The sequence below is a fragment of the Pseudomonas sp. P1_A1 genome (genome assembly GCF_056406935.1).
Window position 1 is genome coordinate 40,247 of the sequence record NZ_JBFTZE010000004.1, and the last position, 13,499, is coordinate 53,745.

13 protein-coding genes are annotated in these 13,499 nt (G+C 59.7%); 6 read left to right on the top strand and 7 right to left on the bottom strand.

Features of this window, described 5'->3' with window-relative positions; all coding sequences use genetic code 11:
- Nucleotides 1-158 precede the first annotated feature (158 nt).
- On the bottom strand, nt 159-1,133 hold the full coding sequence (cysK, locus tag AC1D2Q_RS07015) for a cysteine synthase A (RefSeq protein WP_018926743.1): 975 nt from the start codon (nt 1,131-1,133) through the stop codon (nt 159-161).
- A gap of 126 nt (nt 1,134-1,259) precedes the next feature.
- Between cysK and AC1D2Q_RS07020 the strand changes: the two genes are divergently transcribed.
- Complete coding sequence (locus AC1D2Q_RS07020; protein ID WP_477812733.1) at nt 1,260-2,336, top strand: DUF748 domain-containing protein; 1,077 nt, start codon at nt 1,260-1,262, stop codon at nt 2,334-2,336.
- On the opposite strand, the gene AC1D2Q_RS07025 is transcribed toward AC1D2Q_RS07020, so the two are convergent.
- Nucleotides 2,333-2,836: a DUF2442 domain-containing protein gene (locus AC1D2Q_RS07025; RefSeq protein WP_477812734.1), complete on the bottom strand. Its 504-nt coding sequence runs from the start codon at nt 2,834-2,836 to the stop codon at nt 2,333-2,335. The two genes, AC1D2Q_RS07020 and AC1D2Q_RS07025, sit on opposite strands and share 4 nt — an antisense overlap.
- Nucleotides 2,824-3,054 carry a DUF4160 domain-containing protein gene (locus AC1D2Q_RS07030; protein WP_258670752.1) on the bottom strand — a complete coding sequence of 77 codons (231 nt, stop codon included), beginning with the start codon at nt 3,052-3,054 and terminating at the stop codon, nt 2,824-2,826. The genes AC1D2Q_RS07025 and AC1D2Q_RS07030 overlap by 13 nt, the downstream gene beginning before the upstream one ends.
- A 202-nt stretch (nt 3,055-3,256) precedes the next feature.
- On the opposite strand from AC1D2Q_RS07030, the gene AC1D2Q_RS07035 reads away from it, so the two are divergent.
- Both AC1D2Q_RS07035 and AC1D2Q_RS07040 read left to right on the top strand, forming a co-directional pair.
- The gene (locus AC1D2Q_RS07035; RefSeq protein ID WP_018926745.1) at nt 3,257-4,102 is read left to right on the top strand and encodes an AAA family ATPase; all 846 of its coding nucleotides are present in this window, start codon (nt 3,257-3,259) and stop codon (nt 4,100-4,102) included.
- A 21-nt stretch (nt 4,103-4,123) separates the two neighbouring features.
- On the top strand, nt 4,124-5,302 hold the full coding sequence (locus tag AC1D2Q_RS07040) for a vWA domain-containing protein (RefSeq protein ID WP_477812735.1): 1,179 nt from the start codon (nt 4,124-4,126) through the stop codon (nt 5,300-5,302).
- A 126-nt stretch (nt 5,303-5,428) separates the two neighbouring features.
- On the opposite strand, the gene AC1D2Q_RS07045 is transcribed toward AC1D2Q_RS07040, so the two are convergent.
- The 4 genes from AC1D2Q_RS07045 to AC1D2Q_RS07060 form a co-directional block, all read right to left on the bottom strand.
- Nucleotides 5,429-6,355 carry a 5-oxoprolinase subunit C family protein gene (locus AC1D2Q_RS07045; RefSeq protein WP_477812736.1) on the bottom strand — a complete coding sequence of 309 codons (927 nt, stop codon included), beginning with the start codon at nt 6,353-6,355 and terminating at the stop codon, nt 5,429-5,431.
- Nucleotides 6,352-7,056: a 5-oxoprolinase subunit PxpB gene (gene pxpB, locus AC1D2Q_RS07050; protein WP_477812737.1), complete on the bottom strand. Its 705-nt coding sequence runs from the start codon at nt 7,054-7,056 to the stop codon at nt 6,352-6,354. Before pxpB ends, AC1D2Q_RS07045 begins: the two co-directional genes overlap by 4 nt.
- Complete coding sequence (locus AC1D2Q_RS07055) at nt 7,053-7,805, bottom strand: 5-oxoprolinase subunit PxpA (protein ID WP_477812738.1); 753 nt, start codon at nt 7,803-7,805, stop codon at nt 7,053-7,055. The genes pxpB and AC1D2Q_RS07055 overlap by 4 nt, the downstream gene beginning before the upstream one ends.
- Before the next feature lie 78 nt (nt 7,806-7,883).
- Complete coding sequence (locus AC1D2Q_RS07060) at nt 7,884-9,170, bottom strand: MFS transporter (RefSeq protein WP_477812739.1); 1,287 nt, start codon at nt 9,168-9,170, stop codon at nt 7,884-7,886.
- Nucleotides 9,171-9,330: 160 nt separating this feature from the next.
- Between AC1D2Q_RS07060 and AC1D2Q_RS07065 the strand changes: the two genes are divergently transcribed.
- The 3 genes from AC1D2Q_RS07065 to AC1D2Q_RS07075 all read left to right on the top strand — a co-directional run bounded on the left by AC1D2Q_RS07065 (nt 9,331) and on the right by AC1D2Q_RS07075 (nt 13,493).
- The gene (locus AC1D2Q_RS07065) at nt 9,331-10,260 is read left to right on the top strand and encodes a LysR family transcriptional regulator (RefSeq protein ID WP_477812740.1); all 930 of its coding nucleotides are present in this window, start codon (nt 9,331-9,333) and stop codon (nt 10,258-10,260) included.
- A gap of 109 nt (nt 10,261-10,369) precedes the next feature.
- Nucleotides 10,370-12,292: an IucA/IucC family protein gene (locus AC1D2Q_RS07070; protein WP_477812741.1), complete on the top strand. Its 1,923-nt coding sequence runs from the start codon at nt 10,370-10,372 to the stop codon at nt 12,290-12,292.
- Nucleotides 12,282-13,493 carry an MFS transporter gene (locus AC1D2Q_RS07075; protein ID WP_477812742.1) on the top strand — a complete coding sequence of 404 codons (1,212 nt, stop codon included), beginning with the start codon at nt 12,282-12,284 and terminating at the stop codon, nt 13,491-13,493. The genes AC1D2Q_RS07070 and AC1D2Q_RS07075 overlap by 11 nt, the downstream gene beginning before the upstream one ends.
- Nucleotides 13,494-13,499: the final 6 nt, after the last annotated feature.

The following is a 13,499-nucleotide window of genomic DNA, read 5'->3' on the forward strand; positions in this document are numbered from 1 at the left end:
CAGTCGGCCATGATAAACACTACCGGCCTCGGGAAAAACCCGTATTACTCAACATTCAGTGTTAAGGATTGTGCAATAAAGCACTTCTTAACATAGGGTTCCTGAACGGGGGCTGACCTGAATCAACCCCTGATCGGCTTCAAAACAGCCATAAAATCTTATTGCTGATTTTCCTGTTCGGTAAACAAGTCACTGAACAGCATGCTCGACAGGTAGCGTTCGCCAGAGTCGGGCAGGATCACCACGATGGTCTTGCCCTGCATTTCCGGGGTTTCGGCCAGGCGTACGGCCACTGCCATGGCGGCGCCGCAAGAGATGCCGCTCAAAATCCCTTCTTCTTGCATCAAGCGCAGGGCCATCGCCTTGGATTCGTCGTCGCTGACCAATTCCACCCGGTCGACCATCGACAGGTCCAGGTTCTTGGGCACAAAACCAGCGCCAATACCCTGGATCTTGTGAGGGCTCGGTTTGATCTCTTCCCCGGCGATCGCCTGGGTGATTACCGGGGACACCATTGGCTCCACCGCCACCGAGAGAATCGGTTTGCCCTGGGTATTCTTGATATACCGCGAAACCCCGGTAATGGTTCCACCCGTTCCGACGCCCGCCACCAGCACGTCGACCGCACCGTCGGTGTCGTTCCAGATTTCCGGGCCGGTGGTTTTTTCGTGGATGGCCGGGTTGGCCGGGTTTTCGAACTGCCCCGGCATGAAGTAGGTGGACGGATCACTGGCGAGGATTTCGGCGGCTTTCTCGATCGCGCCTTTCATGCCCTTGGCCGGCTCCGTCAACACCAGTTCGGCGCCAAGGGCCTTGAGCACCTTGCGTCGTTCGATGCTCATGGACGCCGGCATGGTCAACATCAACCGATACCCACGGGCGGCGGCAACGAATGCCAGGCCGATACCGGTATTGCCCGAGGTCGGTTCGATGATGGTCATGCCGGGCTTGAGTTTACCGCTGCTTTCAGCGTCCCAGATCATATTCGCGCCGATCCGGCACTTGACCGAATAACCAGGGTTGCGCCCCTCGATCTTGGCCAGAATGGTGACACCGCGCGGGGCGATACGGTTGATCTGCACCAGCGGCGTATTGCCGATGGAGTGGGCGTTGTCAGCATAGATACGGCTCATGGCTGGGTCCTTATACCGCGTTGAATTAGCCCACCAAGGTATGCCTGTTACTCGTGGTCGTCCAGTCAGTCGAACGTCCGGCTGCCACAGTAGTCAACCGCTTTACATCGCCAGAGATTTTCCGCCATGAAGCGTCGATACAGTTGGCCTCTGTGGACCCTCGCCGGCCTCTTAATATTACTGGTTGCCCTGCACATCGCCCTGCCCTACATCGTGCGTGACTACCTGAACGAGCGATTGGCCAACATGGGCGACTATCGCGGGCAGATCACCGACGTGGACCTGGCCCTGTGGCGCGGTGCCTACAAAATCAATGGCCTGAAAATCGTCAAGGTCGAAGGCAAGGTCCCAGTGCCTTTCGTCAACGCGCCATTGATCGACCTCTCCGTCAGCTGGCACTCGCTCTGGTACGACCATGCGGTGGTGGCCAAGGCGCAGTTCGACAAACTCGAGGTGAACTTCGTCGATGGTGGCGCCAACAAGAAAAACTCCCAGACCGGCCAGGGCACCGACTGGCGGGCACAGTTGGAAAAATTGCTGCCGATTACCCTGAACGAAGTGCGGATCAACGATAGCCGGGTCACCTTTCACAACTTCAATTCAAAACCGCCCGTGAACCTGAACGCTACTCAGGTGAATGCCAGCATTTACAACCTGACCAATGTGGTCGACACCAAAGGCAAACGCGATGCCCGTTTTGATGGCAAGGCGCTGTTACCAGGGAATGCACCGCTGGAAACAACTGCAACCTTCGATCCGCTGAGCAATTTCGAAGACTTCGAGTTTCGCCTGCGCGCCAGGGATCTTGAACTCAAGCGCCTGAACGACTTCGCTTCGGCCTACGGCAAATTCGACTTCAGTGCCGGCCATGGCGACGTGGTCATCGAGGCCAAAGCCCACAAAGGTCAACTCACCGGCTACATCAAGCCACTGTTGCGGGACGTCGAAGTGTTCAACTGGCAACAGGACGTGGAGAACAAAGACAAAGGGATTTTTCGTTCCATCTGGGAAGCACTCGTCGGCGGCACCCAGAATGCGTTGAAGAACCAGGCGAAAAACCAGTTCGCCACTCGCGTCGAACTCAGGGGCAACGTGCATCAGCGAAATATCAACGCGTTCGAGGCGTTTTTGCAGATTTTACGTAATGGTTTCATTCAGGCGTTCAATGCTCAGTACGAAAGCTCCAAGCCGGACTCCGGTTAAGATTTGCGTATGACGGTGTAACGACCGGTTTCTTCCGCCGCCCGCGCCGGGTTCGATTGCTGCTGCAAAAAGTCCCAGCCCAGACACGCCAGCGCCAACGACCGCGGCACGGCTTCACGACCGCTGCTATAGCGGCTGATGCTACGAGCACTCACGCCCAACGCCTCGGCCGCCTGATTCAGCGGCAACCCGGTGCGAGCGCGCCAATCGATGAAAATACGGGTGTTTTCATCTACCGCATTTTGCGCAAGTGCATCCAGATACAGCGTGTCTGCGCCAATCTGGATATCCAGTTCAGGCCACTCCACGCTCCAGCCATCGTCACCCAAGGCTGCTCCTTCAAAAGCACAGCCCTCCAGCAATGGCTGCAGACCCGAATATGAACGCAGGTCGCGACTTAAATCGAGGCTTAACTGCTGCCCATCGATAAACGTCAGCGCCAGACGGTAATCCGGCAACACCAGCACGGCCGACAACCGTGGTCGTTTCATGGGTAACATCGTTTCCAATCCTCCAGCAATTGCACCTGATGAGTCCTGACCCACTCCAGCGCTTCCTTGATAATCAGCGGCGGCGCCTTGCCCCTCATCACTTCGACGGTTTCCAGGCTGAGCATCACGTCCAGCCCGCCACCGGTCAGGTGCACGTGGGGCGGCGGATGATCCTTCTCGCGCAACTGAATGCGATACGTATCGCGAAATCGGTATTTAGTGGACATGCCTCACAAGCTATCGCCAAAATGGCGATAGCTCAATACTGGCCAGCAGCCGAGACTGAGTCAAGATGTGACGCCCCATTCAGAGACTGAATAAGCCATCTGCGTTCACAGTCGACCGGGCTGCGCGTTATAGTCGGGCACTACAACTATTGCGCCCCGCCCTGTTCCGTTCAGGTCGGCGTTACCGTTCGAGGATTAGCAGATGAAGTTCGAAGGCACCCAGGCCTACGTCGCCACCGATGACCTGAAGCTGGCGGTCAACGCCGCTATCACCCTGGAGCGGCCACTGCTGGTCAAGGGTGAGCCAGGCACCGGCAAGACCATGCTCGCAGAGCAACTGGCCGAGTCCTTCGGCGCCAAGTTGATTACCTGGCACATCAAGTCCACCACCAAGGCGCATCAAGGCCTGTACGAGTACGACGCGGTCAGTCGCCTGCGGGATTCGCAACTGGGCGTGGACAAGGTCCACGACGTTCGCAACTACCTGAAAAAGGGCAAGCTCTGGGAGGCTTTCGAGTCCGAAGAGCGGGTGATTCTGCTGATCGACGAAATCGACAAGGCCGACATCGAGTTCCCCAACGACTTGCTGCAAGAACTCGACAGGATGGAGTTCTACGTTTACGAGATCGACGAGACCATCAAAGCCAAGAAGCGCCCGATCATCATCATTACCTCAAACAACGAGAAAGAGCTGCCGGACGCCTTCCTGCGCCGCTGCTTCTTCCATTACATCGCGTTCCCCGATCGCGTGACGCTGCAGAAGATCGTCGACGTGCACTACCCGGACATCAAGAAAGACCTGGTCAGCGAAGCGCTGGACGTGTTCTTCGACGTGCGCAAGGTGCCGGGCCTGAAGAAGAAGCCCTCGACTTCCGAACTGGTGGACTGGCTGAAACTGCTGATGGCCGACAACATCGGCGAAGCGGTGCTGCGCGAACGCGATCCGACCAAGGCTATTCCGCCGCTGGCTGGCGCCCTGGTGAAGAACGAACAGGACGTGCAATTGCTTGAGCGTCTGGCGTTCATGAGCCGTCGCGGCACTCGCTAAGTACCAATAAGGGCGATCGCCATGCTGCTCAATCTGTTCAACGAAATGCGCGCAGCCAAGGTGCCGGTCTCGGTGCGTGAGCTGCTGGACTTGATCAACGCGCTGAAACAGCGCGTGACCTTCGCCGACATGGACGAGTTCTATTACTTGTCGCGGGCGATCCTGGTGAAGGACGAACGGCATTTCGACAAGTTCGACCGGGCGTTCGGTGCCTACTTCAATGGCCTGGAAAAGCTCGACGATCACCTCCAGGCGTTGATCCCCGAAGACTGGCTGCGCAAGGAATTCGAACGTTCCCTGACTGACGAAGAGCGGGCCGCGATCCAGTCCCTCGGCGGCCTGGACAAGCTGATCGAAGAGTTCAAGAAACGCCTGGAAGAACAAAAGGAACGCCATGCCGGCGGCAACAAATGGATCGGCACCGGCGGCACCAGCCCGTTCGGTTCCGGCGGCTTCAACCCGGAAGGCATTCGGGTCGGCGATGCCGGTAGGCGCCAGGGCAAAGCGGTGAAAGTCTGGGATCAGCGCGAGTACAAGAACCTCGACGATTCGGTGGAACTGGGCACGCGCAACATCAAGGTCGCCCTGCGTCGCTTGCGTAAATTCGCCCGTCAGGGCGCGGCCGAAGAACTGGACATCGACGGCACCATCGACCACACCGCGCGCGACGCCGGGTTGCTGAACATCCAGATGCGTCCGGAGCGGCGCAACACCGTCAAGCTGTTGCTGTTGTTCGACATCGGCGGCTCGATGGACGCCCACGTGAAGATCTGCGAAGAGTTGTTCTCGGCCTGCAAGACCGAGTTCAAGCACCTGGAGTACTTCTACTTCCACAACTTCATTTATGAATCGGTGTGGAAGAACAACATGCGCCGCACCTCCGAGCGCACCGCCACCCAGGACTTGCTGCACAAATACGGCGCCGACTACAAAGTGATCTTCATCGGCGACGCCGCCATGGCGCCCTATGAAATCACCCAGGCCGGCGGCAGCGTCGAGCACTGGAACGAAGAAGCCGGTTACGTGTGGATGCAGCGCTTCAAGGAAAAGTACAAGAAGCTCATCTGGATCAACCCGTACCCGAAAGACACCTGGGGCTACACCTCGTCGACCAACATCGTGCGGGATTTGATCGATGATCAAATGTATCCGCTGACGTTGCGGGGGTTGGAGGAAGGGATGCGGTTTTTGTCCAAATAAAGTTTGTTGTTGTCTGTAATCGATCGTTCCCACGCGCAGCAAAGGAATGCAGCCAAGGACGCTCCGCGTCCCCAAAGCGGACGCGGAGCGTCCGGTGAGGCATTCCTTTGCTGCGCGTGGGAACGATCAGTGCGAAGCAAACCGGCGCAAATACTCGACTTGTTCGCGATGCGCGACGTCCTGCACCACCGGTTTCAACCGCACCTTCGCCCCCGGCAAACACTGCGCCAATCGCGCTAATGCCAACGGCGTCAACGCCCCCAACCGCGGATAACCGCCAATGGTCTGCCGGTCATTGAGCAGCACAATCGGCTGCCCATCCGGCGGCACCTGGACCGCGCCCAGCGGGATGCCTTCGGAAATCATCGGTTTGCCCTGATACTGCAACGCCGTTCCCAATAGACGAATGCCCATGCGATCGGCGCGGCTGTCGAGGGTCCAGGCGCTGTTGAACGCGTCAAACAGACTCTGCCCGCTGAATTCACCGATTTGCGCACCAAGCACCAGGTCCAGCGGTGCATCGAGGTTGAAATCCGGAACGTGCTCGCGAGACGGCTCCCGTACCAGCAGCGGTGCTTCAGCGGAGTACTTCAACGACGCACCTTTGGCCAACGCCCGGCCCATGCCGTCGAGGCCGCCGAGTTCCTCACGCACCACTGTCGCAGTGCTGCCCAGCACCTTCGGCGCATCAAACCCGCCCGGTGCCGCGAGGTACGCCCGAGCGCCGAGCAGCGGTTGCGTGAATTGCAATCGCTGACCTTTGCCCAGTTTGAAACTGCGCCACGGCGCCAGGGCCTGGCCGTCAATCTGCGCCCCAAGATCGGCGCCAGCCAATGCCAATAAGCAATCGTCCTCGGCCACCACGCTGAACCCGCCGAGGGTGATTTCGATCACCGATGCATCCAGTCCATTGCCCAGCAGCCAGTTGGCCCACGACATCGATCGCCAATCCAGCCCGCCGCCCTGGGTCACGCCCAGATGCCGCACACCAAATCGCCCGGCGTCCTGCAACAGGCACAGCGGTGTACTTGCTTCAATCGTCAGTCGGCTCATGCCACGGTCTCCAACGGCGTGTCGTCACCGCCCAGGTTGATGAACTCGGCATGACTGACCGCCTCGAAGCGCACCGTGTCGCCCGGTTGCATCAAGCTGTAGCCGTCGCGTTCACGGTCGAACAATTTGGCCGGGGTGCGACCGATCAGGTTCCAGCCGCCGGGGGACACTACCGGATAAGCCGCCGTCTGGCGTTCGGCGATGCCGACACTGCCGGCGGCGACTTTTTTGCGCGGAGTACTCAGACGCGGTGCGGCCAACACGTCTTCCACCAACCCCATGAACGCGAACCCCGGTGCGAAGCCCAGCGCGAACACCTGATACTCGTGTTCGCTGTGACGGCGGATCACTTCATTCAGCGCCAAGCCGCTACGCTGGGACAACAGGTTCAACTCCGGCCCGACGCTCAAGTCATACCAGACCGGCAGCACATGGCATTTCCCCTTGGCCCGAGCGTTGGGCGTCAGATCGATCAGGGCTTCAGCGATCAACTCCCGGGCCTGGGCCGGGTTCAACGCCATTAGATCGTAATGCACCATCAGCGTCGTGTAGGACGGCACCAGATCGATCAAATGGCTGGCGAATGCTTCTCGCAAACGCTCACTGGCAGCCAGCATCCACGGCATGTTGGCCTCGGCAATTTCATCGAACAGGCGCACCATCAGGCAATCGAGCGCCACCACTTCCACCCGTGGTTTCATGATGCGCTCTGCTGATTCAAGGCCTCGCGAATGCGTTGCACGGCGGCCACCGAACTGGCGTTGTCGCCGTGTACGCACAAGGTATTGGCCTGCAAGTGCAAGGCGCTGCCATCGCTGGCCGTGAGGTTGTCACCGCGGGCAATGATCAGCGCCTGCTCGATGATTTTCTCGGGGTCGTGATGCACGGCCCCCGGCAGTTGCCGCGACACCAGCCTGCCGGCGCTGTCGTAGGCGCGATCGGCGAAGGCTTCAAACCAAAGGGTCACGCCGTATTCGTCGCCCAATTGTTGGGCAGCGCTGTTGTCACGGGTGGCCATCAGCATCAGCGGCAGTGTCCGGTCATAGGCCGCCACGGCCTGGATCACCGCACGCAATTGCGCCGGGTTGGCCATCATGTCGTTGTACATCGCGCCGTGGGGTTTGACGTAACTCACCCGCCCGCCCTGAGCCCGGCAAATGCCGTCGAGGGCACCGATCTGGTAGTGCAACAGGTCTTGCAGTTCCTGGGCGGTATACGCCATGGAGCGGCGGCCGAAACCGACCAGATCCTGATAGGCCGGATGCGCGCCGATCTGCACGCCGTTGCTCAGGGCCAGGCTGACGGTCTTGCGCATGATGCTCGGGTCGCCGGCATGGAAGCCGCAGGCGATGTTGGCGCAGTCGATGAAGGGCATGACCTCGGCGTCCAGACCCATGGTCCAGTTGCCGAAACTCTCGCCGATGTCGCAATTCAATAGCAGGCGGCTCACGGTGAACACTCCTGTAGGCTTTTGTCTTTTTAGCTGAAGGGCATCTGCCCCTCAGATTATCAGTTACCGGACATTCGGTTATTCGGCGTCGAGTTGTTTGCCACGGGTTTCCGGCAAGCTGAGTGCCGCCAGGATCACGACCCCGTAGGACACCGCCGCGAAAGCCCCGATTCCCACGCTCAATGGCACCTTCTGGCTGAGCAAGCCGATCAGCAGCGGAAACAACGCCGCCAACGCCCGACCGATGTTGTAACAAAAACCCTGGCCCGAGCCGCGAATCCGCGTTGGAAACAACTCGGTCAGAAACGACCCCATGCCACTGAAAATCCCCGAAGCGAAGAAGCCCAAGGGGAAGCCCAGCCAGAGCATCACGCCGTTGCTGACCGGCAATTGGGTGTACAGCAGAACAATGGTGAACGAGCCGACGGCAAACAGAATGAAGTTCTTTTTACGACCAAGGATGTCAGTCAGATACGCGCTGATTACATAACCGACGTAAGACCCGATGATCACCATCGCCAGATAACCGCCCGTGCCGAGTACGCTCAAACCGCGCTCGTTCTTCAGAAACGTCGGCAGCCAGGAGGTGATCGCGTAGTAACCGCCGAGTGCGCCGGTGGTCAGTATCGACGCGCGAATCGTGGTGAAGAGGATGCCGGGGGCGAAAATCTCGTAAAACTTCGCCGGGTTGCTGGGCTCTTGCCTGGCTTTGGCTTCGCGGTAGATTTCCGGATCCTTGACCAGGCGACGGACGAAGATCACGAAAATCGCCGGCACGATGCCAAGAATGAACAGCGCCCGCCAGGCGTCTTCCGGCGGCAACACCGAGAACAGCAGCGCATACAGAATGGCTGTCAGCCCCCAACCCAATGCCCAACCCGATTGCACCATGCCGACGGCTTTGCCACGGTCCTTGGCGCGAATCACTTCGCCCATCAGCACCGCGCCGGCGGTCCATTCACCACCGAAACCGAAGCCCATCAACGTGCGGCTGATCAACAGTTGCTCGTAGTTCTGGGCGAAGCCGCAGAGGAAAGTGAAGAACGCAAACCACAGCACCGTCAGTTGCAGGGTGCGCACCCGACCGATGCGGTCGGAGAGAATCCCCGCCACCCAACCACCGATGGCCGAGGCGATCAGGGTGCTGGTGTGGATCAGCCCGGCCTGGCCGGTGGTGATGCCCCACATGGCAATCAGGGTCGGCACCACGAAGCTGAGCATCTGGGTGTCCATGCCATCCAGGCCGTAGCCGATCTTGCAGCTCCAGAACGTACGACGCTCCTGCTTGTTGATGTTGCGGTACCAGTCGAAAGGTCCCGGGCGAGCCGTGGCCTTGGGGATGTCGAGGGTGTCGGGCGCACTCATGGCAAAGTCTCCGTGCATATTTTATTGGTATTGTTCTGAGCCCCGACGACGCCTATCGTGGGAACCGGATGGCCTGATTTTTGGGCGGTTGGCCCCGCTGCGTCCAACTAATAAAAACCCGCCCTAGACATAAGAAAAACTTTATCCACGAGCTGACCCCATGAACCTGAAGTTTCTCGAGACGTTTGTCTGGGTCGCCCGACTCAAGAGTTTTCGCCTGACGGCAGACAAGCTCTTCACCACCCAGGCGTCGATTTCCAGCCGCATCGCCGTGCTCGAAAGCGAGCTCGGGGTGAAGCTGTTTCTGCGCGACTCTCGTGGTGTGAGCCTGACCCCGGAAGGCTTGAAAGTGCTCGAGTATGCCGAGCAGATGATGGAGACGATGCAGGCGCTCAAGCAGTCGATCGAGACGCGTTCGAGCAAGGCGGGACGGGTGCGGATCGGCGTCATGGACACGGTGATCCACACCTGGCTCAGCCCGTTGGTGGCACAGATGATGGATCACTATCCGCTGGTGGAAATCGAACTGGTGGCCGATACCGCGCTCAACCTCTGCGATCAGCTGCAAAAAGGCTTTCTCGATCTGATCCTGCAAACCGACCTGCTGCGCCAGGAAAGCGTGCGCAGCCTGGCGTTGGCCAGCCATCCGATGGGCTGGATCGTGGCCAGCAATTCCATCTATAACCGTGAGTATTCAGGTGTCGCCGACCTGGCGCGGGAGCGGATCATTACCTATTCGAAAAACTCCCGCCCGCACCAGGACATCGTTAGCCTGATGCAAGCCAACGGGGTCATGGCGCCACGACTGAACTGCGTGAACTCAGTGTCGGCGATTACCCGTTTGCTGCGGGATGGCTTCGGTATAGGCGCACTGTCGCCGGTGCTGGTGGCCGAGGAACTGGCCCGGGGAGAGTTGACCTTGTTGGCCATCGATCAACGGCCGCCGAACTTGCAGGTGGTGGTGTCGTGGCGGATGGGCGTGGAGTGGGTCGAAGAAATCGTGACGTTGTGCCAGCAAGTCGTGGAGTGCTATGCGCAGAAAATGGGCGAGCACTACATCGTCTTGAGCCAACCAACGGCCAGAGCCTGAAAGTCACTTTTCCAAGTGTAAATATGAACCACTATCATTTGCATTAATTTTTCAAAACGGTATTCTTTGCGCGCTTTCAGAATCAATTGTCCAGAAGGAGTCGGACCTGATGCGCGATTACACGCAACAACAGCAGCAATTGCTCGCTCACTGGAGCGAAGCTCTCGGTACTCAGGCTTTCCAGTCCCACCGCATCACGCTCGATCATTTGAGCAATGCCCTGGAGCCCGCCGCCCAGCGCTGTTTCCAACGCCTGATCCAGGCGCTGTTCCGTGAAGAGCTGATTGATCCCGACACCTGCGAATACGACGACACCAGCCGCTGCTGGCTGCCGCTTGGCGATGGCGCGCATCTTTGCTTCGAGCATTTGTCCAGCAGCAGAATGAACAGTTGGGACGTACGCGGCAGCATCGTCCTGCACACCCCCGACAAACTGCCGCACAAAATCCAGTTGCCCAGCGAACTGCTCGCTCACCTCAGCACTCAGCTCAATCCGCCAGCCTCCCCGCAAGTACTGGAACGTCTGGCCCGGGAGCTGGATGACAGTTTCAGCAACGACACCCTGTGCCTGGCGTTTCACCATGGATGGACCGAGCGCCTGAGAGAGCAGATCGACACCACCTACGACGACAATCTGCTCGCTTGGCTCAAAGCCAGTCCCAACCACCAGAACCCGACGTCACTGCTCGAACAGTGGGGCACTCTCGGCCATCCGTGGCACCCGAACTACAAGACCAAACTGGGCTTGAGCGCCGCTCAGGTCATCGCTTTCTCGCCAGAATTCGAAGCGAGTTTTCCGATTGTCCTGTGCGCCCTGCACCGCCAGTACGCACATGTTGAAGCGTTGGCGGGCACCACCGATTACTGGGACTGGTGGCAAGGTCACTTCCCACAGGCCGCCGAGCAATTGCAACGCCATTTGCAGCAACTGGGCCTGGAGGCAAAGGACTACCTCCCACTTCCGTCGCACCCATGGCAAGCCCATGAAGAGCTGCCACATTCGTTCGCCAACGAGATCGCCGACAACCTGCTGATCGTCACTGACATCGTGGCTTTTACCGGCCACCCGACCATGTCCTTCCGCACGGTCCTCCCGCAGGCCAGTCGCACGGCCCCGATGGTCAAACTGCCGGTGGCTTTGCGCCTGACCAGCGTGCAGCGCACCGTGTCTCCGCGCTCGGCCCGGATGGGGCCGCGCATCAGCCAACTGATATTGGATATCCTCGATCAGGAGCCGCAGATTCAGCGCCTGCTGAACATCGTTCCAGAGCGCATCGGCGTGCATTACGCACCACTGCCGGCCGACGACGAGCGCTCCCGGCATGCTGGCGTGCTGTATCGCGACAACCCGCTGACCCTGCTGCAAGCAGGCGAGTTGGCGGTGCCGGTCGGCAGCCTGTTCGCCGTCAACGAATTCGAACAACCGTTGCTGCGTGATTGGGTAAAGCTGGCTCAGGGCGGTGACGACAGCGCGGCCATGTTGGCCTTCTTCGATGATTACCTGTCGATTGCCGTACCGAGTCTGCTGGGCATCTATCTGATGTACGGCGTGGCGTTCGAAGCGCACCAGCAAAACAGCTTCATGGTGATGGGCGCTGACGGGCAGTTGAATCGGCTGCTGTTGCGTGATTTCGGCGACGTTCGTATCGATCGCAAAACCCTGCACGCCAAGGGTCTGGATCTCCAGTTGCACGATCCGAAAATGACCCTGTATGACGACTCAGGTTTTGTCCGCGACAAACTCCTGCACACCACCTTCATGTGCCACCTCGGTGAGCTGACGTTGCTCTGTGCCCGCCACTGGAATGTGCCGGAAAATATTCTTTGGGAGCGATTGGCGGCGCACGTTGCACAGTGCTTCGAGACCTTGCGCGAGCGCGTTGAACCGGCACGCTGGGAAAGCGAACGCCAGGCCTTGCTGGAACAGGATTGGCCCGCCAAATCGTTCATGCGCATGCGCTTGCTCGACAGTCATGCCGACATCGTCGGACGCCTGAGTAACCCGCTGCGACCCAACACCCATGCTCGCTGACGGTCGCGCCCTGCGACTACTGATCGTCATCCAGTTTGTCTCCATGGGCGCCATGGAGATGAGCGGCCCGTTCTGGCCCTTGCAGATCCAGCATCTGCTCGGGCCCGAAGGCGCCGGCTATACCGCGCTGTTATCGGCGATGGTCTATGCCGGCCCGATGCTGGCGGCCATGCTGCTGACCCCCCTGTGGGGCCGGTTGGGGGATCGCACCGGACACAAACCGATGATTGTTCGGGCGTTGCTGGCCCTCGCGCTGTGCCAAGGGTTGGCGGCCATCACCCTCGACCCGTGGCTGCTGGTGGGTATTCGCGTGATGCAAGGCGCATTGGCCGGTTTTCTCGCGGCCGCGCAAGCCTATGCCTTGGCCTGCTGCGACAGTGCCAGACGGGGTCACACCCTGGCCCGCCTGCAATCGGCGACCGCCGTCGGCTCGTTGATCGGCCCGGTGCTGGGTGGCTGGCTGATGGACGTCTCGGGGTTTGCCTTGCTGTGTTATGGCGCGACAGCGATTTGCCTGCTGTGCGCACTGGGGAGTTTTTTCCTGCCGGCGGACAAGGCGCGAACCTCGAAGAAAAAACCTGTCGAACCGGTTGCCCTGCCCAAAGGCTGGCTCGGTGGAATCCTGTTGGTGATCGTGTTGATTCAGGCGGCGAAGATGATGCCGCAGTCGTTCTACGCCCTGTACGTCGCGAACATCCTGCATGCCCCAAGCTGGCTGATCGGTGCCACCTACGCGGCGAGCGCCGCGACCCTGGCCGTTTCCGCCCCGCTGTGGGGACGCCTGTTCGACCGCTGGCAGCCGGCCTACACCTTGCGCGTCATCGAAGGCGTGGCCTGGTTATGTGCCCTGACGCTGGCGGCCACGGCATTGGCCAATGAATGGCTGGGGTTTCTCGTCAGCCGACTCGTCTGGGGCATCTGGCAAGGCGCCCTGCTGCCCGTCGCCTATGCCCTGATCGCCAACACCATTTCCATCACCCAGCAGGGCTTCGCGCTCGGCCTGGGCAACAGTGCGGCAAAGGCTGGTGCCCTGCTCGGTGTCGTCCTTGGCGGCATCGGCATGGGCCTGGTGGGCCTGGCCCACAGTTTCTGGCTGGTGGCGCTGACCTACGCCATAGCCGCCATCGGCATCCGCTGGGTGCGGTCGTTCAACGCCACGCCTGACCGCTCGACCTTATCGCCCCACACTTATCACAACTAAAAAAGA

Excerpts from the sequence above, each read along its gene's own strand:
- cysK (WP_018926743.1), bottom strand. The coding sequence starts at position 1,133 with ATGAGCCGTATCTATGCTGACAACGCCCACTCCATCGGCAATACGCCG.
- AC1D2Q_RS07020 (WP_477812733.1), top strand. The coding sequence starts at position 1,260 with ATGAAGCGTCGATACAGTTGGCCTCTGTGGACCCTCGCCGGCCTCTTA.
- AC1D2Q_RS07025 (WP_477812734.1), bottom strand. The coding sequence starts at position 2,836 with ATGTTACCCATGAAACGACCACGGTTGTCGGCCGTGCTGGTGTTGCCG.
- AC1D2Q_RS07030 (WP_258670752.1), bottom strand. The coding sequence starts at position 3,054 with ATGTCCACTAAATACCGATTTCGCGATACGTATCGCATTCAGTTGCGC.
- AC1D2Q_RS07035 (WP_018926745.1), top strand. The coding sequence starts at position 3,257 with ATGAAGTTCGAAGGCACCCAGGCCTACGTCGCCACCGATGACCTGAAG.
- AC1D2Q_RS07040 (WP_477812735.1), top strand. The coding sequence starts at position 4,124 with ATGCTGCTCAATCTGTTCAACGAAATGCGCGCAGCCAAGGTGCCGGTC.
- AC1D2Q_RS07045 (WP_477812736.1), bottom strand. The coding sequence starts at position 6,355 with ATGAGCCGACTGACGATTGAAGCAAGTACACCGCTGTGCCTGTTGCAG.
- pxpB (WP_477812737.1), bottom strand. The coding sequence starts at position 7,056 with ATGAAACCACGGGTGGAAGTGGTGGCGCTCGATTGCCTGATGGTGCGC.
- AC1D2Q_RS07060 (WP_477812739.1), bottom strand. The coding sequence starts at position 9,170 with ATGAGTGCGCCCGACACCCTCGACATCCCCAAGGCCACGGCTCGCCCG.
- AC1D2Q_RS07065 (WP_477812740.1), top strand. The coding sequence starts at position 9,331 with ATGAACCTGAAGTTTCTCGAGACGTTTGTCTGGGTCGCCCGACTCAAG.
- AC1D2Q_RS07070 (WP_477812741.1), top strand. The coding sequence starts at position 10,370 with ATGCGCGATTACACGCAACAACAGCAGCAATTGCTCGCTCACTGGAGC.
- AC1D2Q_RS07075 (WP_477812742.1), top strand. The coding sequence starts at position 12,282 with ATGCTCGCTGACGGTCGCGCCCTGCGACTACTGATCGTCATCCAGTTT.